A 21,252-nucleotide genomic window follows, 5' to 3' on the forward strand; every position below is an offset into this window, starting at 1 on the left:
ATGGTCGTTCTTCGCCTCGCGTGGCTTGTAATCCCGCCCGCGCCCGCTTCCCCACGGGCGCGGGCGTCCACCCCGGACGTCGCCTCTCGACAGGAGCCTCACCCTCATGGCCCTCGAGTCACCCGCCGTCCGCACCATCTTCGTTGGACTCATGCTGCTGGGCTTCGCCTGCTCGGACGACAAACCCAGACAGCCCGAGCCACCTCCTCCGCCTCCGCCGGTGGACCCGTGGGACGGCACCTATACGCCGCTGGTGGACCCCACGGACTGGGAGGACCCGGGCGAGTACGCGCCCTGCACCGCCACCGTCGCCCGCGGCACGACGTTCGACTGTGATTCGCCCGCGCTGTTCGACGTGTCGAAGTGCGACACGGCCTCGCTCGCCACCCTGGACCCGCAGGGCATCTACATGGTGGACCTGCGCAACCAGGACGCGTACCCGGACTTCGTCAGCGTGAGGGTGCCCCGGGGCGGTGGGGCGGGGACGATGGACGAGCGGCCCCTCACCCGACAGGAGCTGACGGGCCGCTTCCACTTCACCAGCCGCTTCGAGCTCGCGAACGCCCAGCGGCAGGTGGCGCTCCTGGGCTGTCAGGTCTCCCGCCCCGGCTATGTGACGGGCTGCTATGCCCGCTGCACCAACGGCAAGGTGGGCGGCACCGGGACCTTCGAGGCCGCGCGGATGACGTGGGGGCGGGGTGAGGCCGAGTCCTCGGGCGGGCTGCGGCTGCTCTCCGAGACCTTCGTGACGCCCGGACAGCCGGTGGATGTCTACGTCGACGGGCACCACGCCTATGTCGTGTCCGTCCCCTGGGGCTCCCGGACGCCGGGGGGCCTCACCGTCTTCGACATCCGCGACCGCGCCCGCCCCGTGCTGACGAAGAAGATATCCCTCCCCGGAGACTCCTACTGGAACGCGGCCTGGACGCGCGGTGACGCGCTCTACGTCGCGAGCAAGGACACGGGCGTCCTCGTCTTCGACATCACCGAGCGCGCCAACCCCACCTTCGTGCGCAACGTGCCCGGCGGCCCGCCCCTCAACGTCCACACGCTCTTCGTCGAGGGAGACCGGCTGTACGCGGTGTCACCCGGTCCCTCGGCCCACGGGGAGACGCTGCTGTTCGACATCTCCCGGCCGCTCGAGCCGACCCTGCTCAACCGCATCGTCGTGTCCGACACGACGTCCTACCTGCCCTCGGCGCACGACAGCTTCGCCTATCAGGACCGGCTCTACGTCAACCACTTCAGCTCGGGCTATGTCGTCTTCGACGTGAAGGACGCGATGAACCCGAAGGAGCTGGGCGCGTACACCTTCGCGTCGGACAACAGCACGTCGATGAGCCACGCGGGCGCGGTGGGGACGTTCGGCGGGAGGACCATCGCGTTCGAGGGCGGCGAATACCAGGGCACCCACCTGCGCGTGCTGGACGTCACCGACCCCACGAACATCCCGCTCATCGGCCGGTACAAGCTGCGCAACCAGACGTCCATCCACAACATGGTCCTCAAGGACAAGCGTCTGTACATCGCCTACTACCACGAGGGCCTGCGCGTGCTGGACGTCTCCATTCCTCCCCAGCCGAAGCAGATCGCCCACTTCAACACCTTCCGCGAGGACGACCCGGAGCGCACCGACAACCTGCTCGAGGGCGCCATCGGCATCCGCGTGCCGGGCGACGGCCACGTCTACGTGGTGGACACCGCGCGCGGCCTGCTCATCTTCAACGAGCCCTGAGCTACCGCCGGAAGAACGACGCCTGCTGGAAGCGCAGGCCGGCGAGGACCTGCTCCACCCTCGCCTCGGACAGCGCGCCGATGCGCGCGCCGAGGCGGGACTTCTCCACCGACTCGATCTGCGACACCACGACGACGCTCTGGCGGGGGAGGCCGCCCTCGCCGGGCTCCAGCAGGACGTTGCCGGGCTCGGCGGCGCGGTGCAGGTTGGAGGTGAGCGCGCAGACCACCACCGTGGTGATTCGCGAGTGGTTGAAGACGTCCTCCTGCACCACCACGTACGGATGCGAGTAGGCCGGCGCGGGGCCTCGCGAGTCATCGGGCGCGAGCCAGTACAGGTCGCCCCGGTCGATTCGCGACGTGTCGGGGATGGTCGTCATGGCGCAAGTATCTCCCGCGAAGCCCGGAGGCATGACCAGACAGGAGGGCCGCCTTCGTAGTCCCCCTGCCAACCCGAGTGGGTGCGGCGGAAGCAATCAGAAGGTCCCCCTCATGTCAGGAGAAAAATCCGTGCGTGTCACAACTTCATTCTCCACCATCACCCGCTGGCTCATCCTGGGGTTGAGTCTCTTCGGAGCGAAGTCCTTCGCGGGCTACGTGTCCGCCCCGGATGGCTACATCCTGCTCGGCATCGAGACCTCGAATCGCTATTACGTGGCGGGCGGAGCGCGCTTCTTCATCCCTCCCGCGCAGCACAGCCTCTACTCGGGACGTTCGACGGTGGCCCTGCCCCAGGCCACCATCGACTCGTACACGCAGGTCCCCATGGACGGCACCCTCTTCCGTCAGATTGGGACCACGCCCATCTACGTCGTCGTGGGTCAGCGGCCCTGGTGGATCCCCAACCCCACGGAGCTGGATGTCTGGGATGACTGGAAGGAAGTCCACAACATCCCGAACAGCAACTGGAACGACCCCTTCATCGACTACACCTACGCCATGAGCCTGCTGGTGCAGGAGCGCACCACGAGCCAGATCTACCTGTGGGTCGCCGGCGCCAAGTACCTGCTCACCGACCCCGCGGACATCGCGTACTTCGGTGGCTACGGCAGCGTGAAGACGGTCCCCCTGGGCACGCTGGCGAGCGTCCCGAACGAGCCGTTCTGCGGCGCCGTGCTGCGTGAGCGCTCCAGCAGCACCCTCTACGCGGTGGGCTACATCAACAGCAGCACGCCCGGCCTGCGCAAGCACGCCACCACGCATCCGACGCACGGCGTGGTCCCGGATGGGGCGCTCTCCGCGTTCCCCACCATGTCCAGCGGGCTGTCCTGCATCTGGTAGAGGAGCGCATTCGCGGGAGGGCCTGTCGCACGGGCCCTCTCGCGGTTCAGGTGACTCTCGGCGGAGGAGGCGTGCAGGCAACTTCCGCTTTTCAAACAGCCTCGCCATCCCGACCAGGGTCCACCACGACTTCTACCCCGGCGAGGCTTCCCGTCGGACGGGTACGGGTTCGGCTGACGGATTATTTGCAGTATTGCAGGCATGGCACGTACCGTCGGCAGCATCTGCCTATAACGGGGGATGCGTGACGATGATGCGATTTCTTTCCGGCGAGTTCTTCCTCGACAAGAAGGCCAACGGAGGAACGGTCGTGCTCAAGAGAAGCCTGTGGGTGACCCTCCTGGTATATTTGGTGGCACTTCCGTTGAAGGTCGTAACCGACCCGGCGAGCGTTTGGGGCACTCTGAGCCTTCGAGGGCTCCTTGGAGACATCCATGACACCGCACCATGGGCTGGAGCGGTCTTCGCGGGGGCATACGCCGCCCTCTACGCTCGATTCGCGTCTCAATGGGCCTACTTGGCTGGGCTCTACAACCAAATCCTCCAAGCAGAACTTACTCTGGCTCCAGCGCAAAAGAAGAGATTGGAAGTCTGGTGGGTCGGATTCATTGAGGACGCGCTAGAATTGCACCTTGCGACAAAGCCCATGTTTGCAGCCGTGATTAGGCATCTTCTGAAGAAGCCCGGAGTGAGGAAAGAGTTTAAAGAGGGCGTGCCTGGCGGCAAGTGGCGACTCCCCGAGCTCCAGGCTGCGGTGGATGCAGTGGGCGCGGACACCGAGAAGAGATGGAAGGATGAGGCCGTACCTGCCAACGTGGGTGAACCAGCGAGTTCGTGAAAATACTGTCCACGCACCTGTGAGCTGGCCAGCCGGGCCGGGAGGGGCCAGCTGGCGTTAGGCCGCGACTGTGGCGCGGCGAGGGAATTGCTCTGGGCTGAGGGACATAGCTCGTGCGCACGGAGGCCCGGGCCGCGATACACCCGGTCACCAAGCAATAATGCACGACACGAGGTGTGAACAGACCCAATCTACTCAAGGTATCCGCTCCTTCCTGGCCACAGCCTAAACCCGCCCTTGCAACCTTTTCATCAGAGGGGAGCGCACAGCTTCTTTAGAGGTGATCTCAGCATTGCCTCAAGAGGATGAGGATGCACCCGAGGAGGCGGAAGCCGAGGAAGTTCTCCACCTTCACCTCGTAGCGAGTCACAAGACGACGGAAGTTCTGGAACCAGGCGAAGAGTCGCTCCACCTTTCATCGGCGTCGGTACCGGTGAAGCTCACGCCCATCCTGCGTCTTCGTCTTGCGCCTGCGGCGGTGCGGGGCAATCAGCTTCACTCCGCGAACGTGCCACGGTCGATCGTCGAGCTTGTCGGCGTCGTAGGCCTTGTCGCCTATGAGCCGCTCGGGAAGCTCGTCGATGAGGCTCTCGTCGAGCGTGACTTCGAGGAGCCGGGTTTCGTGGGGAGAAGCGCTTGCCGCGCGTCAATGGCGAGAGGAAGACCAGCGCCGTCTGCAGCTGCCATGATCGTAACTCCTCGCAGGAGCCCGTCGTGACAAGTGAGGCATGAGGTGAGGAGGTTGTCGCTCCCCGGCAGGGTGTGGATCTGATCCTGAGCAGCGAGTGAGCAGACAAGCAGGGGGACCGCCGGGTGACTGATGGTCGATGGGAGGGGAGGTTGCTGGCGGGTTGAGCCACAGGAGGACATCCGACGATGCCGAAGGTGACCATCGAAGTGCCGGAAGGATTCGAGGACAGCGTCAAGGCGCTGGAGGAGACGTTGGAACGCGCGCAAAAGGGCGTGGTGGGTGCAAGCACTGGAGACCTGGCTGCGTTCGACACCGCGTGGCAGGCGGTCAATGCGGGCGTGGAGGAGACTGAGCGGCAATTGAAGCGGAGGTTGCTTCGAGGGCTCGACGTCGATGCCGCCCGAATCCTCATCGAAGGCGAGCCCTACGCGCGCGTCGGCCGGTATGCGGCGAGGTACAAAACGCGCGCGGGGCCGGTCGAAGTAGAGCGAAGCCTCTACCGGCAGGTGGGCGTCAGGAATGGTCCCACGGTGGACAGCATCAGCGTGCAGGCCGGGTGCGTGGCCGATGGCTGGCTGCCCGAGGCGGCGCTCCCCATGGCGTACCTGCTGGCCCGGGGCACTTCGCGCGAGGCGCAAGCGACGGCGCGGCAATTGGGCGTGCTGCCCTACTGCCGCTCTTCGTTCGAGCGGATGGGCCATGAGGTGGGGGCGTTGTACGGCCACCAGCGGCCCCGTGTGGAGGCGGCGCTGGCCGAGGCCCTGCAAGCCCCCGAAGGGACGCACAGCGTGAGCGTCAGCGTGGACCGGGTGGCGGTGCCCATGGAGGAGCCGAAGAAGCGGCCCGTGGGACGGCCTCGCAAGGGCGCCCCTCAACGCCCGGTGGACGTCGTCTGGCACATGGCCTACGCCGCCTGCCTCGTCCTCCATGACGCCCAGGGCGAAGCGCTGGGGGCCGTGCGCCATGGCCGGATGCCTCATGGCGATGCCCGAGGGCTGGCGGAGCGCCTGGCCCGCGACGTCCAGGCGCTGGTTTCCAGACAGCCTTCCCTGCGCGTCGCCATCCTCACCGATGGCGCTCCCGAACTGCACGCCTTGCTGGACGAGGCCCTCGTGGCCCACGCGCCCGCGGCCACCCAGGTGGTGCGTCTGGTGGACTTCTGGCATTTGATGGAGAAGCTCGGGGCGGCGGCCCGCGTGGTCGCGGGTGAAGCGCACGCCTCCGCCCTGTGTGAGAAGTGGAAGCTCTCCTTGCTCAACACGCCCGGGGCGGTGTGGACCCTCGTCAGTGCACTCCACGCCAGCGGTGTCGTAGCTCGGCGTAACAGGTCCTCTGGAGTTCGGCGAACTCGGTCGGGGTGAGTTCGGCCAAACCGGTCCGCACCGGTTCGGCCAAACCGGTCCTCCGGGTGCTCCGCCGACAGGTCACGCTGGCTTCCCTTGGAAAGGGAAGTGGCGTGAGTAACCGGAGAGTGGAGATGGACCGGCTGCAGGAATTGGTGCGGTTGCACCGCCTGGGCACGCCCGCGCGGCAAGTGGCCCGGGTGCTGCGAATGGGCGTGGACGTGGAGCGCAGCTACCGGCGCGTACTGGAGACGGCGGGATTGCTGCGGGGCGACGTGCAGGTGCTACCCGAGCTCGAGGTACTCAAGGCCGCGGTGGTGGCGGCGCGGCCCGCGGCCCCGCCAGCGCCCCAGCAGACGTCCAGCCTGGAGGCACACCGCGCCCAGGTGGAGGCGTGGGTGGCCAAGGGCCTGCGACCGCAGGCCATCTTCACCCGGTTGCAGATGGAGGCGGGGGTGACGGCAGGCAGCCTCTCGGCCGTCAAACGCCTGGTGGGCAGCGTGCGTCGGGCGCAGGGCGTGAGTGAAGAGGACGTCGCCATCCCCGTGGAGACGGCCCCGGGCGAGGTGGCGCAGGTGGACTTCGGTGAAGTGGGTCGGCTGTACGACGCGGACACGGGGACGCTGCGGCGCGCCTGGGTGTTCGTCATGGTGCTCGGCTACAGCCGCCACCTCTTCGCCACGGTGGTGTTCGACCAGCGCGTGGAGACGTGGCTGCGCTGCCACGAGGCCGCCTTCGCGTACTTCGGCGGCGTGCCCCGCTGCGTGGTGCCCGACAACCTCAAGGCGGCGGTGGTGCGCGCGGCCTTCGGGGTGGACGGGGAGCGGGCCCTGCAGCGCAGCTACCGCGCGCTGGCGCGCCACTACGGCTTCATCGTCGACCCGGCCCCGCCCCGCGCCCCCGAGAAGAAGGGCAAGGCGGAGGCGGGCGTGCGCTATGTGAAGGGCAACTTCTTCGCCGGGAGGACCGGAGAGGACGCGCGTGAGTGCGAGGCCGCGCTGCAGCGCTGGCTGCGAGACGTGGCGTCGGTGCGCGTGCACGGCACGACGGGGCGCTAGCCGCGTCTCCTCTTCCAGCAGGCCGAGGCCACGGCGCTGCGCGCGCTGCCGACGGGCGCATGGGCGCCCGAGGTGTGGCACGAGGCCCGCGTGCACCGCGACGCCCACGTCATGTACGGCCGACGGCTGTACTCGGTGCCGTGGCGTCTCATTGGCCAGCGCGTCTGGCTGTGCGTCACGGCCCATGACGTGCGCGTGTACGCCCAGGACGAGCGCGTGGCCACCCACCCGCTGCGCGGCGAGAGCCACCGCAGCACCGTGGAGTCCCACCTGCCCGAGGCGCGCGCGGCCCTGCGCCACCGCAGCCGCGACCATTGGGAGACGCGGGCGGCCCGGCTGGGTCCTCACACCGAGGCGTACGTGCGCGCCGTCTTCGACGCCGATGACGTCCTCAGCCAACTGCGCTGCGTGCAGGCCATAGTGGTGCACCTGGAGGGCTTCCCGCGCGAGCGGGCCGAGGCCGCGTGCCGCCGGGCGCTGCACTTCGGCAACCTGCGCTACCAGGGCCTCAAGGACATCCTGCGTCGCGGCCTGGACTTGCAGCCGTTGCCCCAGGACGGGCACCTGGCCATCGCCACGCCCGCCGCCACGGCTGCGCCGCCAGCTCCCCGCTACGCGCGCGACGTGCGCACGCTGCTGCGTTAGCGCTCCCCTTCGCTGTCCTTGCAGTCCCACCCCGCTCAAGGAGTGTCCCCCGCCTGAGTACCTATGACGAGCTTGTCCCCGTCCTGAAGAAGCTGCGCCTGTCCGGGCTGCTGCAGTCCCTCGAGGTGCGCTGCCGCGAGGCGGCCGACGCCAACCTGTCGCTGACGGAATTCCTCTACCGACTACTGGCCGACGAGGTGGAGCGCCGCGACGGCAAGCAGTTGGACGCGCGCCTGCGCCGTGCCGCCTTCGAGCGGCCCAGCACCCTGGAGGACTTCGATTTCTCCTTCAACACCTCCGTCCCTCGCACCAAGGTGCTGGAGCTGGGCACTTGCACCTTTGTCGAGCGGCACGAGAACGTGCTGGTGGTAGGACCGGCGGGCGTCGGCAAGAGTCACCTCGCCCAGGCGCTGGGGCAGCGAGCTTGCCGCGCTGGCCATACCGTCCTCTACGTGAGTGCCCACGACATGCTCACGCAGCCGCGAGCCTCACGCGCTGACAACAGCTACGAGCGACGCCTCCTGCGCTTCACCACGCCAGCCCTGCTCATCATCGACGACCTCGGACTGCGGCCACTCACGGGCGAGGAGGGCATCGACCTGTACGAGATTGTCCGCCGTCGCTACGAGCGCGCGGCCACTTGCATCACCTCCAATCGTGCCCTGGAGGAGTGGCCGCCACTATTCGGTGACGCACTGCTGGCCAGTGCCGCCATGGACCGACTGCTGCACCACGCCCATGTCCTCACCATTGAGGGTGACAGCTACCGCAACCCACCGCCCGCCAAGCGTACCCGCGCACCGCGCGCGGCCCAGGTTGAGGCCCTCGCACGCTGACACCTGGCAGAGCCCCTGCCGGACCGGTTTTGCCGAACTCGCGCGGTCCACACTGTCGCGCTTCCTGGGCGCTTCGCGTCCGGACCTGATTGGCCGAACCCAACAGCGACCTGATTGGCCGAGCCTTGACAAGCGGCAAGCGCGACGTCGTCCTCGGCGACCGCCGGCCCGTGCATGAGGCTATCTGCTACCTGGAGAACCACGGGGAGCGAATGCACTACGCCGAGGCACGAGCGCAAGGGCTGCCCATTGGCAGCGGTAACGTGGAGGCCACCTGCAAGTCTCTCGTTGCCCTGCGCATGAAGCGTCCAGGCGCCCGATGGAAGGAGGACTCCGGCCAACACGTCCTCGACCTCCGTTCCCTGGTGCTCTCGGACCGCTGGGACGCCGCCATGAACCTCACGCTCGCGCCGCAGCGTGCGGAGGTGCGGCGCGCCGCCTGATCAGGATGGGCGCCCCCCCCCGGCAGACGAGCGAGTGAATGGACTTGGAGCAGATGAGGGAGACGTTGCGAGCGCAGGCGAAGGCGCGAGCGGGAGTGGGAGTGAAGCTGCGGTTCGACGAGGCCTTCCGCGCGCAGGCGGTGGAGTACGTGAGGGGCCGGCAAGCGCAAGGGGTGACACAGGAGGCGGCGGCCAAGGAGTTGGGGATGTCGTCTTGGACGTTGTCGAGGTGGCACCAGCAGATGCGGCGAGGAGGGGTGAGTGCCAAGGGAGGCAAGGAGACGTCGCGGGCGTTTCGCCCCGTCGCGGTGAAGCGCGGGCCGACCCTCGCGCCCCCGGACAAGCCGAGGCCTATCGGCCCAGTTCCCGGGGCATCCACTCTCCGCACTCATCGTACTCGCCCGGCTCGAAGGACGAGCGGGGCATGTCGTCCGTCATGGTCTTGATGTTTCGCTTGATCTCGCCAAGCGCGGAGCGCTCCTGGTGGTGCGTCGGAAGCCGCACGATGCGCTTGCATTGCTCCACCATGCGTTTCCGAATTTCATCGTGGCGTGCCCTGACCACGGACTGCGCGATCGCCATGGACTCCTTGGCCATCGGCATGCACGTCGAGGAATGGTGTGGTTCTTCAAGGTAGCCCGGACCCGACACGTACATGAGCGACATACTGATACTCGCGGTCAGCTCGTACGCCGGATCCTTGATGCGTTCCTGGTGCCCCTGCATGGCTTGCCGCACGCTCCATTCGTCGGGGCATTGCTCTCGAGAGAGCGGCGGATCCGAGATCGGCGGGTTGTGAAGGCAGTCGCAGAGCGCAATCAGGAGGAATGCTGCGAGGGTTGTTCTGTTTTTCATCCCGGCCAGTGTGGCCCAAGGTCTGCGCCCTAGCAATCGGCCCCGCCTTTAGAGAAGCGCGATGACTGCGGCGCGCTGCTCGCGCCGGCCTTGGTCGGCGGCGGCATCGCTATGGCCACCCGTGCCGTTGAGGCGGCAGCGCGCCGGGCCACGAGCGCGTCAGCCGCCGCGTCCGACGCTGCGCGTTTGCCGTGCCCCCCTGTGTCAGGGAAGTTGTCGGCTCGGCTGACGTGCTGAGCTGATGACGCCCTGGGGACGAGAGCAGGCATGACGCGGCGCAGCACACAGACGCATTCAAGGCACATATGGTGAAGCGGATGGTGGGCCCCGGGCGCGGTGAGCGCCTCGGTACTCGCCCGGCAGGTAGGAGTGTCCCAGCCCACAGTGCCGCACTACTTCTTATCTGGAGACGTCGTTGCTTCCTTCTTCGAGCACCCAAGGCAGGTCAGGCTGTTGTCTATGATTGACTTGCGAAGCTGCTCGAACTGCTCGCGCGCCGTCTTCGCCGACTCATCCGCCTCCTTAGCCTTCTTTTCCGCAGCAGCAACCTTGTCGTTGAGCTTGGCGGTTTCGACTTCAGCTTTTGCCCTCTCCGCCGAAGCTTTCGCCTCCGCAACCGCCCTCTCTTTTTCGATCTGCGCGAGCGCTACGGCGGTATCCATAATTGAATCGAACGCTTCGCGGTAAGTATTCTTGAAATAGATCTCTTTCAGGGTCCGTATTTGCGACTCAACCTCTGCGAGCCTGGTCTGCGCCTTCTTCTTTTCCTCGTCCTGGTCGCTCGCTTGGGCACGTTGGCGGAGCGAATCCCGTTCCTGGCTGAGGCTTTCAATTTTCTCCTCGGCCTTGACAGTTGAGGCGATAACTTGATCAATCACACCGGAGGACGCATCAGTGCCACCCAGTTTCGCGCGCAACCGAGCCAGGTCTGAGATAGGCGAGGCGTACGGATCGAACATGCCATTCATGTAGGCTTCGCAAAGCCGATAGAGTGAATATTGCAGCAGCAGCGTGCGTTCGTTCTGCGCAAATAATTGCGAAATAGAAGTTGTAGCTTCGTAGCCGCGGGTTGCGGACAGGCTTGCCGCTGCTTCAACCCCTACTCCAGCAGGAGTCGCGACGTTGCTATCGGCGCCAGCGGCGATCTCGGCAATGGCCTTGAACGCAGCGGCCTGTGCAGCTTGGGCCGGTGGTGCAACACAAATGGACTTGAGGTAATTACCTTTCGCTTCGCGGGAGCTTGAGATGACGACGCCCCCTTCTCCAGGATAATGGGCCACACTGTTTTCGCTTTTGATTTCACGAATGGAAATCCCCTGAGTTCCGCCGGAGGGGGTTGCGCATCCCCATGAGCTAATTAAGGCAGTAACGAACAATGACAGGCGCGCAGATGCTTGTTTCATGTCTTCCGTGCTCCAAGGCAGTGGTTGGACCGCCCTCGCGAGATGCAAGAAGTGTTCGGGAGGCTAATATAGCTTCCGCTGCGGCCAGGGCAAGATCTTGGAAGGCCCGGCGATAGGCCATGGAATGGCTAACCGAAGGTCACGATCCTCGAACTGGAGTTGCGTCGGGTTCGTTGAGTCCGTTCAACTGAGGGAGAAGGACCCAACAATGCCGAAACCGGAGCCCCCATACCCGCCGGAGTTCCGAGCGCGAATCGTCGAGTTGGCGAAAGCAGGACGGACGACGAGCAGCCTGGCCGAGGAGTTCCACGTCACTGACACAACGGTGCGCAACTTGGTACGCCAGAGCGAACTGGACGAGGGCACGCGACAGGATGGGCTGACGTCGGACGAGAAGCAGGAACTGGCCCGCTTGCGGCGCGAGGTGAAGGCGGTGAGCGGTCGGGTAGACCAGGGAGGTCACCCTCCCTGGCCCCCCACAGATCCGGACGTGCGGGACTACCGCATCCGGCTCTTCGGCTCATGGGTTCGCTGCGAGAGTGCGGTAGCGGTGGATGATGCGCACAGGCGGCAGCGGGTAACGCTGCAGCAGCCGTGCGAATCCCTCCCATGCCAGCGTGGCGCGCTGCGAGCGGCGTCCCAGCCACTTGCGCCACGTGTGTGTCACCCAATACAGGAAGCGAGTGAGGCTCCGCGTGTTTCCGCTGATTCCGTAGTACGCGTAGTGGCCCCTCACCTTCTGTACGAGGCCGCGGTGCTGCTCGGCAACGGGCAGATGCCTGTTGAGGCGACACCAGTCCGTCATCCTCTTCAGCGCCCGCGACATCCGGCTTGACGCGGTCTTCCGCTGGACGGCCCACCTGCCCTTCAGCGTCCTCCCCCAGAAATGGGTGAAGCCGAGAAAATCGAAGCTGCGCGGCCGTGGCCCGGTCGGCTTGGTGGCCGAGCGGGGTGGCCGTGGAAACTGCACCAGCCTCGTCTTCTCCGGGTGGAGCTTCAGCCCGTACTTGCTGAAGCGCTTTGGGAGCACAGCCATGACGCGCCGAGCGTCCTCCTCCCGGGTGAAGAGCACCACGAAGTCATCGGCGTAGCGGACGAGAGCGGCCCGGCCCTTCAGACGCGGCCTCACCTGCCTCTCAAACCACACGTCCAGCACCTCGTGCAGGTAGACGTTTGCCAGCAAGGGGGAGATGACGCCCCCCTGCGGAGTGCCTTCCTCGGGGTGGACGACGGCCCCTTCTTCCAGCACTCCTGCGTTCAACCACTTGCCGATGAGGCGCAGGAGCACCCCATCGCGCACCCGCCGCTGGAGGAAGGCGAGGAGCCGTTCATGGTCCAGGGTGTCAAAGAAACTCTGGATGTCCACCTCCAGCACCCACCCACCGTTCATCTCCATCGACTGCTGCCACAAGGCCTCCAGCGCCAGGTGTGCACTGTGTCCAGGCCGGAAGCCGTAGCTGCACGGCAGGAAGTCCTGCTCGTACACGGCCTCCATCACCATGGCGACCGCCCTCTGGAGGAGTTTGTCCTCGAAGGTCGGAATCCCGATGGGACGTGTTTTGCCCTGCCCCTTCGGGATGTGCACCCGACGCACGGGCGGCGCTCGGTAGGTGCCGGACTTCATGCGCCCCAGCAGCGATTGGAGGTGCTCCTCCAGCCTCGCTGCGTACTCCTGGGCCGTCTGTCCGTCGACGCCTACCGCGCCGTCCTTGCGCACCCGCCTGTGGGCCTCGCGCAGCCAGTCGATGTCGATGTGGTGGGCCAGCGTCGTGAAGGCCATGTCCGGCCCCTGCCTCGCCAGCGTTGCTATCCGTTGAAGTCTCGTTGAGATGGGGATGGGACTCGGTGTTCCCGCCATCTTTCCCTCCTTCGGGTCCATGTTCCGGTGCTCCCTTCCCTCCGCAGGGTCCGACCCCACGCAGCAGCCGTTCCCCTGCCTCTGCGGTACTACGGAGCACTCCGACGCCCTGTCGCTCCTCCCGCTATCGGCTTCGTTGCCTTCGCCCTCGCGGTACCACCCTCGTCCGTCTTTCGCTCCTCCGGGAGGCGGACGCATCGCCCGGAGGCCGGGGTTGTTCTGACGGGTTCCCCAACCGTGTCGTAGAGGTGGAAGAGACAGGGCCTCCCAGGTTCCTGGGGAGCCCCCGTGCGTACGTGCCCCGCTCTGGCGACCCCGGTGAGGCTGAGAGTACCTGGCCATTCTCGCGGCGCTCCCAGTGCAGCCTTCCGTCTCTTGAACGACGTCGGCCCTCACGAGACCAACTCTTTCGGGGCTCAATGACGCGGCCCGCACGCTCGCTGTCTACGCTTCGCAGCCCGGGTTACCCCGGCGCCACGCAAGACTCGCTTCCGGCTGGTGGCCCACCTTTGCCGGGCAGGGATTTCACCTGCTGGGCTCCATATGAGGTTTCGGTTCTGGTTATGCCATCACGTCCTCCTCACCCAGGCTTGTCCTGGCGCACTCAAGGTTGTTGTCGCGTGAGAGGGTTCAGCCGATGCGCTTCATCTCCTGCACTGCCGGGGTGAGGGTCGGAGAGGGACCGAGACGGACGGGGCCCGCTGGCGTCCAGTTGCGCGTGTCGCGGCTCCAGCGCTCAGGGTGTCGGTTGCGAGCGCGCTGGTACACCTCGTGGCGCCGGGCCAGCAGAGTGTCCTCACGACCGAAGTGCCTGTCGTCGGGAGTGACGAAGCGAATGGCGGAGTCGCGGTGCTCGGTGTTGTACCAGGTTACGAAACGCGTCACCCAGGCTCGCGCGTCCTCGACGGACGCGAAGGGGCGCCGCGGGAAGGAGGGACGGTATTTCAGCGTGCGGAAGAGGGCCTCGGAGAAGGGGTTGTCGTCCGAGACGCGGGGTCGGCTGAAGGAGGGCGTGACGCCCAGCCACTGCAGGGCGGCCAGCAACGTGGCGCGCCAGAATCCGGCTCGCTGCTGGACTCCGCACGGCCTGCAACATCTCTTCCCGGCAACCAACGCGCTCGTCGCGACCGCGCTCTCCATCAAACACTTCGCTCAGCAACAGTGGGTCAGCGGCCCTGGTGGATCCCCAACCCCACGGAGCTGGACTTCTGGGATGACTGGAAGGAAGTCCACAACATCCCGAACAGCAACTGGAGCGACCCCTTCATCGACTACACCTACGCCATGAGCCTGCTGGTGCAGGAGCGCACCACGAGCCAGATCTACCTGTGGGTCGCCGGGGCCAAGCACCTGCTCACCGACCCCGCGACATCGCGTACTTCGGTGGCTCCGGCAGCGTGAAGACGGTGCTCCTGGGCACGATGGCGACCGTCCCGAACGAGCCGTGGTGCGGCGCCGTGCTGCACGAGCGCTCCAGCAGCACCGTGTACGCGACGGGCTTCCTCAGCAGCACCCCCGGCATGCGCAAGTACGCCGTGACGAACCCGACGCACGGGGTGGTCCCGGATGGGGCCCTCTCGGGATTCCCCACCATGTCCGGCGCGCTCGCCTGCATCTGGTAGGGAGCGCATTCGCGGGAGGGCCTGCCTCACGGGCCCTCTCGCGGTCTGACGCGCCTACCCCGGGCCCGATGCGGCGGGCCCGGCGAGCGTGTACGGGTCCGGGAAGGCAGCGCGGATGGCCGCGACGAGCTTGGGCTCGAGGTCCGAGCGCGTCGTGGCGTCCATCCACCGGAAGGAGGTGCTCAGCCGCTGGAAGAGCCGCATGAAGTAGAACGGGGACTGACCGTTCGTCGGGATGCCGCTGCTCCAGCGACGAATCGTGTGTGCCAGGTCCCCCATGGGTTCGAAGAACGACAGCGCGGTCGCCAGCTCGAGGCACTTCTCCGTTTCGCGCTTGGGATGCAGCGCGACGAGCAGGTGCAGCATCGCCACCGGGTCGTCGCTCGCCCGCCATGCGGCCACGACCGTCTCCGGCGCGACGCCCAGTTCCTGCACCGAGCCCCAGTCACGGGCGCGGCTGGACACCTCGGCCATCAGGTCGGTGAGGGTTCGCCCCGGGGTCATCCGACGACGATACGGGATGGCGCGGGCGGGATGCATCCTGGAGCGCCGGCCGAGCAGGCTCCCACACGATTCGTCAGGGGCACCGCGGGCGCTTCAGTGCTAGTCCATGGGGCCATGTCCGGCGAATCACCCGTTCCGCCCCCTGGCGGCCAGCCCACCCTGCGCTTCCCCCCCGAGCTCCCCATCTCGAGCCGGGTGGAGGACATCACCAAGGCCATCTCCGCCCATCAGGTGGTCATCGTCGCGGGGGCCACCGGCTCGGGGAAGACGACGCAGCTGCCGAAGATACTGCTCGCCATGGGGCGTGGCCGCCCTCGGCAGATCGCCGTCACCCAGCCCCGGCGCATCGCCGCGACCAGCGTGGCGGCGCGCGTGGCGCGCGAGCTCGGCACGGAGCTGGGCACGGACGTCGGCTACCAGATCCGCTTCGAGGACCGCTCGTCCCGGAGCACGGCCGTGAAGTTCATGACCGACGGCGTCCTGCTCGCGCAGATCCACAGCGACCCGCTCCTGCGCCGCTACGACACCATCGTGCTCGACGAGGCCCACGAGCGCAGCCTCACCATCGACTTCCTGCTCGGGTGGCTCAAGCGCCTCCTGCCCCGGCGCCCCGACCTCAAGGTGGTGGTGAGCTCGGCCACCATCGAGACCGAGCGCTTCTCGCAGTTCTTCGGCGGCGCTCCGGTCATCCAGGTGGAGGGCCGCACCTTCCCGGTGGACGTGCTCTACGAGCCGCCCCCCGAGGACGACGAGCTGGCGGACGCCGTCGCCGACTCGGTGGCGAACGTCCTCTCGCTCGACCCGGACGGGGACGTGCTCGTGTTCCTCCCGGGTGAGCGGGAGATTCGCGAGGCCGAGAGCGCGCTGAACGCGCGCAACCTCCGCGGCACGGTGGTGCAGCCCCTGTACTCGCGCCTGTCCGCCTCCGAGCAGTCGCGGGTCTTCGCCTCCATCCCCGAGCGCCGCGTCATCCTCGCCACCAACGTCGCGGAGACGTCCATCACCATCCCGGGAATCGTGTACGTCGTGGACACGGGGGTGGCGCGCCTGTCGCGCTATGACTCGCGCTCGGGCGTCACGCGGCTGCACATCGAGCCGGTCTCGCAGGCCAGCGCCGACCAGCGCAAGGGACGCTGTGGCCGCGTGCGCGAGGGCATCTGCGTGCGCCTGTACGACGAGGCGAGCTTCACGTCGCGGCCCGCCTTCACCGACCCCGAAATCAAGCGCACGGGGCTGGCGGGGGTCATCCTGCGGATGAAGTCCCTGGGCCTGGGTGACGTCGAGGACTACCCCTTCCTCGACCCGCCCCAGCCGAAGGCCATCGCCGAGGGCTGGCGGGTGCTGGAGGAGCTCGGGGCCATCGAGGGCAAGGAGCGCACGCTGACGCCCCTGGGGCACCAGCTCGCGCGCTTCCCGGTGGACCCGCGCATCGCGCGGATGATTCTCGCCGGCGCCGAGTACGGGTGTCAGGACGAGGTGCTCATCGTCGCCGCGGCGCTCAACCTGCAGGACCCGCGCGAGCGGCCTCGGGAGCTGGCGCAGAAGGCGGACGCGCTGCACGCGAGCTTCCGTGACGAGCACTCGGACTTCACGGGGCTGCTCAAGCTGTGGGCCTTCATCCGCGAGGCGGACAGCCGGGGGACGTCGCATCTGCGGCGGGTGTGCCGGGACAACTTCCTGTCCTTCCTGCGGGTCCGCGAGTGGCGGGACGTCCAGCGTCAGCTCGAGGAGACCGTCCGGGATTTGCGCCTGCCGAAGAAGGGCAAGGGCGCGCCGGTGCGCGGGGACGTGCTGCACCAGGCGCTCCTCACCGGGCTCCTGTCGCGCATCGGCCAGTGGAATCCGGAGCAGCGACACTACACGGGCGCGAAGCAGACGCGCTTCATGGTGCACCCCTCGTCGGCGCTCGCGAAGAAGCCCCCGGCCTGGGTGATGGCGTTCGAGCTGGTGGAGACGTCCCAGCTGTTCGCGCGCACGGCGGCGAAGCTGGACCCGGAGTGGCTCTCGGAGGCGGCGCCCCACCTGCTCAAGCGCAGCTACTCCGAGCCGCACTGGTCGGAGAAGTCCGCGCGCGCCGTCGTGAAGGAGAGCGCGACGCTGTTCGGGCTCCCGGTCTTCAAGGAGCGGCCCGTGGCCCTGGCGGGTATGGACCCCGAGCGGGCGCGCCTGATGTTCATCGAGCACGCCCTGGTGCGGGGCGAGTACCGCTCGCGAGGGGCGTTCCAGGAGAGGAACCGCCGGGTGCTCGAGCGCGTGGCGAGCCTGCGGGACAAGGCACGCAAGAGCGAGCTGCTCGACAACGAGGCGCTGCTGACGTTCTTCGACAAGCGCCTGCCGGAGGATGTGACGGACGGCGCCGCCTTCGAGGTCTGGCGTCGCAAGGCAGAGGCGGCCGACCCCGACGTGCTCGTGCTCACGATGGAGGATGCACTCGCGTACGACCCGGGGCTGTCTCCGGCGAACTACCCGGATGCCATCAGCCTGCACGGCGCGTCCGTGCCGGTGACGTACACCTTCGACCCCTCGGCCGAGGACGATGGCATCACATTGAGTGTGCCGTTGCTGCTGCTCGCCCAGATGGTCCCGGGTGAACTGGACTGGACCATCCCTGGGTGGCATCGGGAGAAGCTCACGGCCCTGCTCGAGCAGCTCCCCCGCGCCCAGCGCAAGCAGTTGGGGTCGTTGCCGGACCTGGTGGAACTGCTCGCGAAGGAGCTGGTGCCCTTCCGCGGGCCGTTGATTCCAGCGCTCTCGCGCACGGTGTCCCGGCTGAGCGGCATGGACGTGCCCGAGGAGTCCTTCCGGGCGGAGGCCGTGTTGCCGTATCTGCGCCTGACGCTCCGGGTGATTGACGAGAAGGGGAAGGAACTCGCGCGGGGACGCGATGTCGACGCGCTGCTCAAGCAGTACGGAGGTCATGCCCGGGCGGTGCTGCGCAGCACGGCGCCGACCTCGGATTGGGAGAAGAAGGGGCTGACGGCGTGGACGTTCGGGGAGCTGCCCTCCGTGGTCACCCGGCGGGTCGGTGGGCTCGAGGTCCGCAGCTATCCCGCGCTCGTCGACCGGGGGGCCACGGTGGACCTGGTGCTGCTGGAGACGTCCGCGGCCGCTGACGCGGCTTCGCGCACGGGGGTCCGGCGGCTCTTGATGCTCGCCGCGCGTGGGCACGTGGCCGTCAGCGCCTCGCGCATGCCGCAGCCCTTCCCATCGATGGACGGAGCACCGCCCGCGCGGGGCCAGGCAGAGGCGTTCAAGGCGCTCGTCCTCGCACGCGCCGTCGATGATGCGTTCAAGCTCGCGCCGGGCGCGCCGCTGCCTCGCACGAAGGCGGCGTTCGACACGCTGCTCCGGGAGGGCTCACCGCACATCGAGCAGGAGGCACGGGACTGGGCGAACGCGGTCATCGTCACGTCGGGGGAGCTCGCGCAGACGCTCGCGGCGCTCAAGACGGCGTCCAAGGGGCCGAGCGGCGCGGCGGCCGTGCGGGACATCCGCTCGCAGCTCGCGCAGCTGTTCCCCGCGAAGCTCATCGAGTGGATCCCCTTCTCACGCTTGATGCACTACCCGCGCTATCTGCGCGCGGTGCAGGCGCGGCTGTCGCGTGCGGTGGCGAACCCGGGCAAGGACGCGGGGAAAGCCGCGCCGTTCACGCCCCTGTGGGAGACCTTCCTCACCAAGAGCGCCACCGTGCGCGACCAGGAGGCGGCGCAGGAGCTGCGGTGGGCTTTCGAGGAGCTCCGCGTGGCCATCTTCGCGCCGGAGGTGACGACGCCCGTGTCAGTGACAGTGGCGAAGGTCAGCGCGGCGCTCGCGGCGCTGCGATAGAGCTGTTATAGCCCGCTCCGCTCGGCTGTATTCACCCGAGGGGGAAAACACCAAGATGTCGGAGCGGCATATTGAGATGTTCTGGCGTTGTTCGAGTTGCAACCACCGCAACCTCGGCCGCCACATGGTGTGCCAGCGCTGCAAGAACGCCAAGGACGGCAGCGAGCAGTACGAGATGCCGGAGGACACCGCCTCCGCCGTCACCGTGACAGACGAAGCGCTGCTCAGGATGGCCACCTCCGGCCCCAACTGGCGCTGCGCCTACTGCGAGAGCGACCAGCGCGCCCTCGACGGTGGCTGCAAGAACTGCGGCGCCTCCGCCGTCGATGGCACGAGCACCGCCGACTCCGTGCCGCCTCCTCCCGAGCTGCCCACCGGGAAGAGCAAGCCCCGCCGCATCGGCTGCTACATCCTCCTGGGCCTCGCGCTCTTCTGCTGCTGCCCCGCGATGATCGCCGGACAGAGCGGCTCGTCGTCCACGACGAAGGAAGCCGCCGCCGCCACCACCGCCGCCAAGGGCCCCGAGTGGACGCGCGCGCTCCAGGTCCAGGACGTCGCCTGGGAACACACCGTGAGCGTGGAGCGCTACCGCCTGGTGGACGAGGAGGGCTTCGAGGAGGACCGACCGGAGGACGCCCTCCAGGTGAAGGCCCAGGGCAAGCGCCATCACCACGACGACCAGGTGCTCGACGGCTACCAGACCGTCTCCTACACGGAGCGCGTCCAGAAGGGCTTCACCACCGAGACCTACCGCGACAAGGAGGCCTGCGGCGAGGACTGCACCACCACGCCCGAGAAGTGCAAGGAGACCTGCACCAGCAACAAGAACGGCTTCGCCACCTGCAAGACGACCTGCACCGGCGGCGAGAAGCGCTGCAAGACGCGCTACTGCTCCGTGACCAAGACGCGCAAGGAGCCGCGCTACGTCGACGAGCGCCGCACGCGAAAGGAGCCGCGCTACCGCAGCGTGCCGCGCGATGCCACCTGGTACACCTGGAAGGCGTGGCGCTGGACGCACGAGCGGGACGTGAAGGCCCAGGGCACCACCGTGCAGACGCACTGGCCCACCGCCGACGAGCTCAAGCCCGCCAAGGCCCTGCGCACTGGCGAGAAGGAGCGCGACACCCGCGAGGCGAAGTACACCGTGCGCTTCCACGGCGACGCCGGGCCCGCCATCACCTACGTCCCGGCCACGCTGGAGGAGTTCCAGCGCTACACACCGGGCAGCACGCACACCCTCCAGCAGGATGAGGGCAAGGTCTCCGTCGTCGCCCCTCCGGCCCCCGCACCCGACGCCTCAACGAAGTAGCGATGCGGGGCTGCCCGGCACACTCCGGGCAGTCCTCGCCGCGAGGCCCTCGTCGGGGTCATCGCCACCTCATGGCCCAATGCCTGTCACCACGCGCCTTGCCACGGCGCGCCATGAATTCGTGCGCTCATGCCGCACGACTTCACTGCGAGAGAAGCTAGTCTTCGGGACTCATCCTCGTGCAAGGAATCCCGAATGGCGACAGTCCGCTTCGACGTGCAAGGCCATGTGGCGCTCATCACCCTGGACAGGCCGGAGGCGCGCAACGCCATCGACGCGCAGATGGCCTATGAGCTGGCCGAGGCCTGGGAGCGGCTGCGTCGGGATGAGCACCTGCGCGTGGGCATCGTCACCGGCGCGGGCGAGAAGGCCTTCTGCGCCGGCGCGGACCTGGTGAAGACCATTCCGCTGCTCTCCGGCGCGCGCAAGCCGCAGGACCGCTTCGAGGAGGCGCTCGTCGCAGACCGCAGCTTCGGGTGGAAGGCCATCCTGCGCGACTTCGACTGCGAGAAGCCCGTCATCGCAGCCATCAACGGCCACGCCGTGGCCGGCGGCATGGAGCTGGCCCAGGCCACCGACCTGCGCGTGGCCTGTCACGAGGCCTCGTTCGGCCTCCAGGAGGTGAAGTGGGGCCTGTTCCCCGCGGGCGGCTCCACGGTGCGGCTGCCCCGGCAGCTCCCCCAGGCCCACGCGATGGAGATGCTCCTCACCGGCGCGCTCATCCCCGCCTCCCGCGCCTTCGAGCTCGGCTTCCTCAACCGCGTCGTGTCGCGCGCGGAGCTGCTCCCCACCGCCTTCCAGCTCGCCGAGCAGATCGCCGCCAACGGCCCCGTCGCCGTGCGCCTCATCCGCCGCTCCGTGCGCGAGTGCCTGGGCCTGCCGCTCGAGGACGCCCTGCGCCGGGAGCTCGAAATCGCCGAGCCCATCTACCAGACGCAGGACGCCGTCGAGGGTCCCCGCGCCTTCCTGGAGAAGCGCCCCGCGCGCTTCGTCGGTCGCTGAGAGCC

Annotated in this window: 18 protein-coding genes and 4 pseudogenes; 15 read left to right on the forward strand and 7 right to left on the reverse strand. The window is 67.7% G+C overall.

Annotated features, from left to right (window positions below):
* Positions 1–106 precede the first annotated feature (106 nt).
* Positions 107–1,735 carry an LVIVD repeat-containing protein gene (locus VZQ01_RS09550; RefSeq protein WP_426747630.1) on the forward strand — a complete coding sequence of 543 codons (1,629 nt, stop codon included), beginning with the start codon at positions 107–109 and terminating at the stop codon, positions 1,733–1,735.
* 1 nt (position 1,736) lies between these two features.
* Here VZQ01_RS09550 and VZQ01_RS09555 read toward each other — a convergent pair whose 3' ends face one another.
* On the reverse strand, positions 1,737–2,114 hold the full coding sequence (locus VZQ01_RS09555) for a type II toxin-antitoxin system PemK/MazF family toxin (RefSeq protein WP_141331646.1): 378 nt from the start codon (positions 2,112–2,114) through the stop codon (positions 1,737–1,739).
* Between the two features lie 130 nt (positions 2,115–2,244).
* Here VZQ01_RS09555 and VZQ01_RS09560 point away from each other — a divergent pair, with 130 nt between their 5' ends.
* A complete protein-coding gene (locus VZQ01_RS09560; RefSeq protein WP_426747631.1) occupies positions 2,245–3,015 on the forward strand; it encodes a hypothetical protein in 771 nt (256 codons plus the stop codon).
* A 250-nt stretch (positions 3,016–3,265) separates the two neighbouring features.
* Complete coding sequence (locus tag VZQ01_RS09565; protein ID WP_426747632.1) at positions 3,266–3,853, forward strand: hypothetical protein; 588 nt, start codon at positions 3,266–3,268, stop codon at positions 3,851–3,853.
* Positions 3,854–4,139: 286 nt separating this feature from the next.
* On the opposite strand, the gene VZQ01_RS09570 is transcribed toward VZQ01_RS09565, so the two are convergent.
* Positions 4,140–4,265 carry a hypothetical protein gene (locus VZQ01_RS09570; protein WP_426747633.1) on the reverse strand — a complete coding sequence of 42 codons (126 nt, stop codon included), beginning with the start codon at positions 4,263–4,265 and terminating at the stop codon, positions 4,140–4,142.
* A 464-nt stretch (positions 4,266–4,729) separates the two neighbouring features.
* Here VZQ01_RS09570 and VZQ01_RS09575 point away from each other — a divergent pair.
* From VZQ01_RS09575 to VZQ01_RS09600, 6 genes and pseudogenes are all read left to right on the forward strand, one after another.
* Positions 4,730–5,851 (forward strand): annotated as a pseudogene (locus VZQ01_RS09575) (ISKra4-like element ISMfu2 family transposase); the annotation flags it as partial.
* Between the two features lie 149 nt (positions 5,852–6,000).
* Positions 6,001–6,945, forward strand: a complete 945-nt coding sequence (istA, locus tag VZQ01_RS09580; protein ID WP_426747634.1) for an IS21 family transposase — start codon at positions 6,001–6,003, stop codon at positions 6,943–6,945.
* Between the two features lie 90 nt (positions 6,946–7,035).
* Entirely contained in the window at positions 7,036–7,590 is a 555-nt protein-coding gene (locus VZQ01_RS09585; protein WP_426747635.1) for a Mu transposase domain-containing protein, read from the forward strand.
* 125 nt (positions 7,591–7,715) lie between these two features.
* Positions 7,716–8,426 carry an IS21-like element helper ATPase IstB gene (istB, locus tag VZQ01_RS09590; RefSeq protein WP_426747636.1) on the forward strand — a complete coding sequence of 237 codons (711 nt, stop codon included), beginning with the start codon at positions 7,716–7,718 and terminating at the stop codon, positions 8,424–8,426.
* 131 nt (positions 8,427–8,557) lie between these two features.
* Positions 8,558–8,869, forward strand: a pseudogene (locus VZQ01_RS09595) (ISKra4-like element ISMfu2 family transposase); the annotation flags it as partial.
* Positions 8,870–8,922: 53 nt separating this feature from the next.
* Positions 8,923–9,315: a transposase gene (locus VZQ01_RS09600; RefSeq protein ID WP_426748948.1), complete on the forward strand. Its 393-nt coding sequence runs from the start codon at positions 8,923–8,925 to the stop codon at positions 9,313–9,315.
* Here VZQ01_RS09600 and VZQ01_RS09605 read toward each other — a convergent pair.
* Positions 9,221–9,607: a hypothetical protein gene (locus tag VZQ01_RS09605; protein ID WP_426749053.1), complete on the reverse strand. Its 387-nt coding sequence runs from the start codon at positions 9,605–9,607 to the stop codon at positions 9,221–9,223. The genes VZQ01_RS09600 and VZQ01_RS09605 overlap by 95 nt on opposite strands.
* Before the next feature lie 509 nt (positions 9,608–10,116).
* Positions 10,117–11,127, reverse strand: a complete 1,011-nt coding sequence (locus tag VZQ01_RS09610; protein ID WP_426747637.1) for a hypothetical protein — start codon at positions 11,125–11,127, stop codon at positions 10,117–10,119.
* Positions 11,128–11,335: 208 nt separating this feature from the next.
* Between VZQ01_RS09610 and VZQ01_RS09615 the strand changes: the two are divergent.
* Positions 11,336–11,494: pseudogene (locus VZQ01_RS09615) on the forward strand (helix-turn-helix domain-containing protein); the annotation flags it as partial.
* A 153-nt stretch (positions 11,495–11,647) separates the two neighbouring features.
* Here the strand turns inward: VZQ01_RS09615 and ltrA are convergent.
* Both ltrA and VZQ01_RS09625 read right to left on the reverse strand, forming a co-directional pair.
* A complete protein-coding gene (ltrA, locus tag VZQ01_RS09620; RefSeq protein ID WP_426747638.1) occupies positions 11,648–12,907 on the reverse strand; it encodes a group II intron reverse transcriptase/maturase in 1,260 nt (419 codons plus the stop codon).
* A 708-nt stretch (positions 12,908–13,615) separates the two neighbouring features.
* Positions 13,616–14,035 (reverse strand): annotated as a pseudogene (locus tag VZQ01_RS09625) (integrase core domain-containing protein); the annotation flags it as partial.
* A gap of 111 nt (positions 14,036–14,146) precedes the next feature.
* On the opposite strand from VZQ01_RS09625, the gene VZQ01_RS09630 reads away from it, so the two are divergent.
* Together VZQ01_RS09630 and VZQ01_RS09635 are read left to right on the forward strand one after the other, a co-directional pair.
* Positions 14,147–14,386, forward strand: a complete 240-nt coding sequence (locus tag VZQ01_RS09630) for a hypothetical protein (protein ID WP_426747639.1) — start codon at positions 14,147–14,149, stop codon at positions 14,384–14,386.
* Complete coding sequence (locus tag VZQ01_RS09635; protein WP_426747640.1) at positions 14,383–14,607, forward strand: hypothetical protein; 225 nt, start codon at positions 14,383–14,385, stop codon at positions 14,605–14,607. The genes VZQ01_RS09630 and VZQ01_RS09635 overlap by 4 nt, the downstream gene beginning before the upstream one ends.
* Positions 14,608–14,661: 54 nt before the next feature.
* Here the strand turns inward: VZQ01_RS09635 and VZQ01_RS09640 are convergent, their stop codons facing one another.
* Positions 14,662–15,111, reverse strand: coding sequence for a hypothetical protein (locus VZQ01_RS09640; protein WP_426747641.1), 450 nt, complete (start codon positions 15,109–15,111; stop codon positions 14,662–14,664).
* A 114-nt stretch (positions 15,112–15,225) separates the two neighbouring features.
* On the opposite strand from VZQ01_RS09640, the gene hrpA reads away from it, so the two are divergent.
* The 3 genes from hrpA (at position 15,226) to VZQ01_RS09655 (ending at position 21,247) form a co-directional block, all read left to right on the forward strand.
* Entirely contained in the window at positions 15,226–18,936 is a 3,711-nt protein-coding gene (gene hrpA, locus VZQ01_RS09645) for an ATP-dependent RNA helicase HrpA (protein WP_426747642.1), read from the forward strand.
* Between the two features lie 55 nt (positions 18,937–18,991).
* Positions 18,992–20,245: a hypothetical protein gene (locus VZQ01_RS09650; protein WP_426747643.1), complete on the forward strand. Its 1,254-nt coding sequence runs from the start codon at positions 18,992–18,994 to the stop codon at positions 20,243–20,245.
* Positions 20,246–20,440: 195 nt separating this feature from the next.
* Entirely contained in the window at positions 20,441–21,247 is an 807-nt protein-coding gene (locus VZQ01_RS09655; protein WP_223785425.1) for an enoyl-CoA hydratase-related protein, read from the forward strand.
* Positions 21,248–21,252: the final 5 nt, after the last annotated feature.

This window comes from Myxococcus faecalis (genome assembly GCF_050039385.1).
Lineage (GTDB): Bacteria > Myxococcota > Myxococcia > Myxococcales > Myxococcaceae > Myxococcus > Myxococcus fulvus.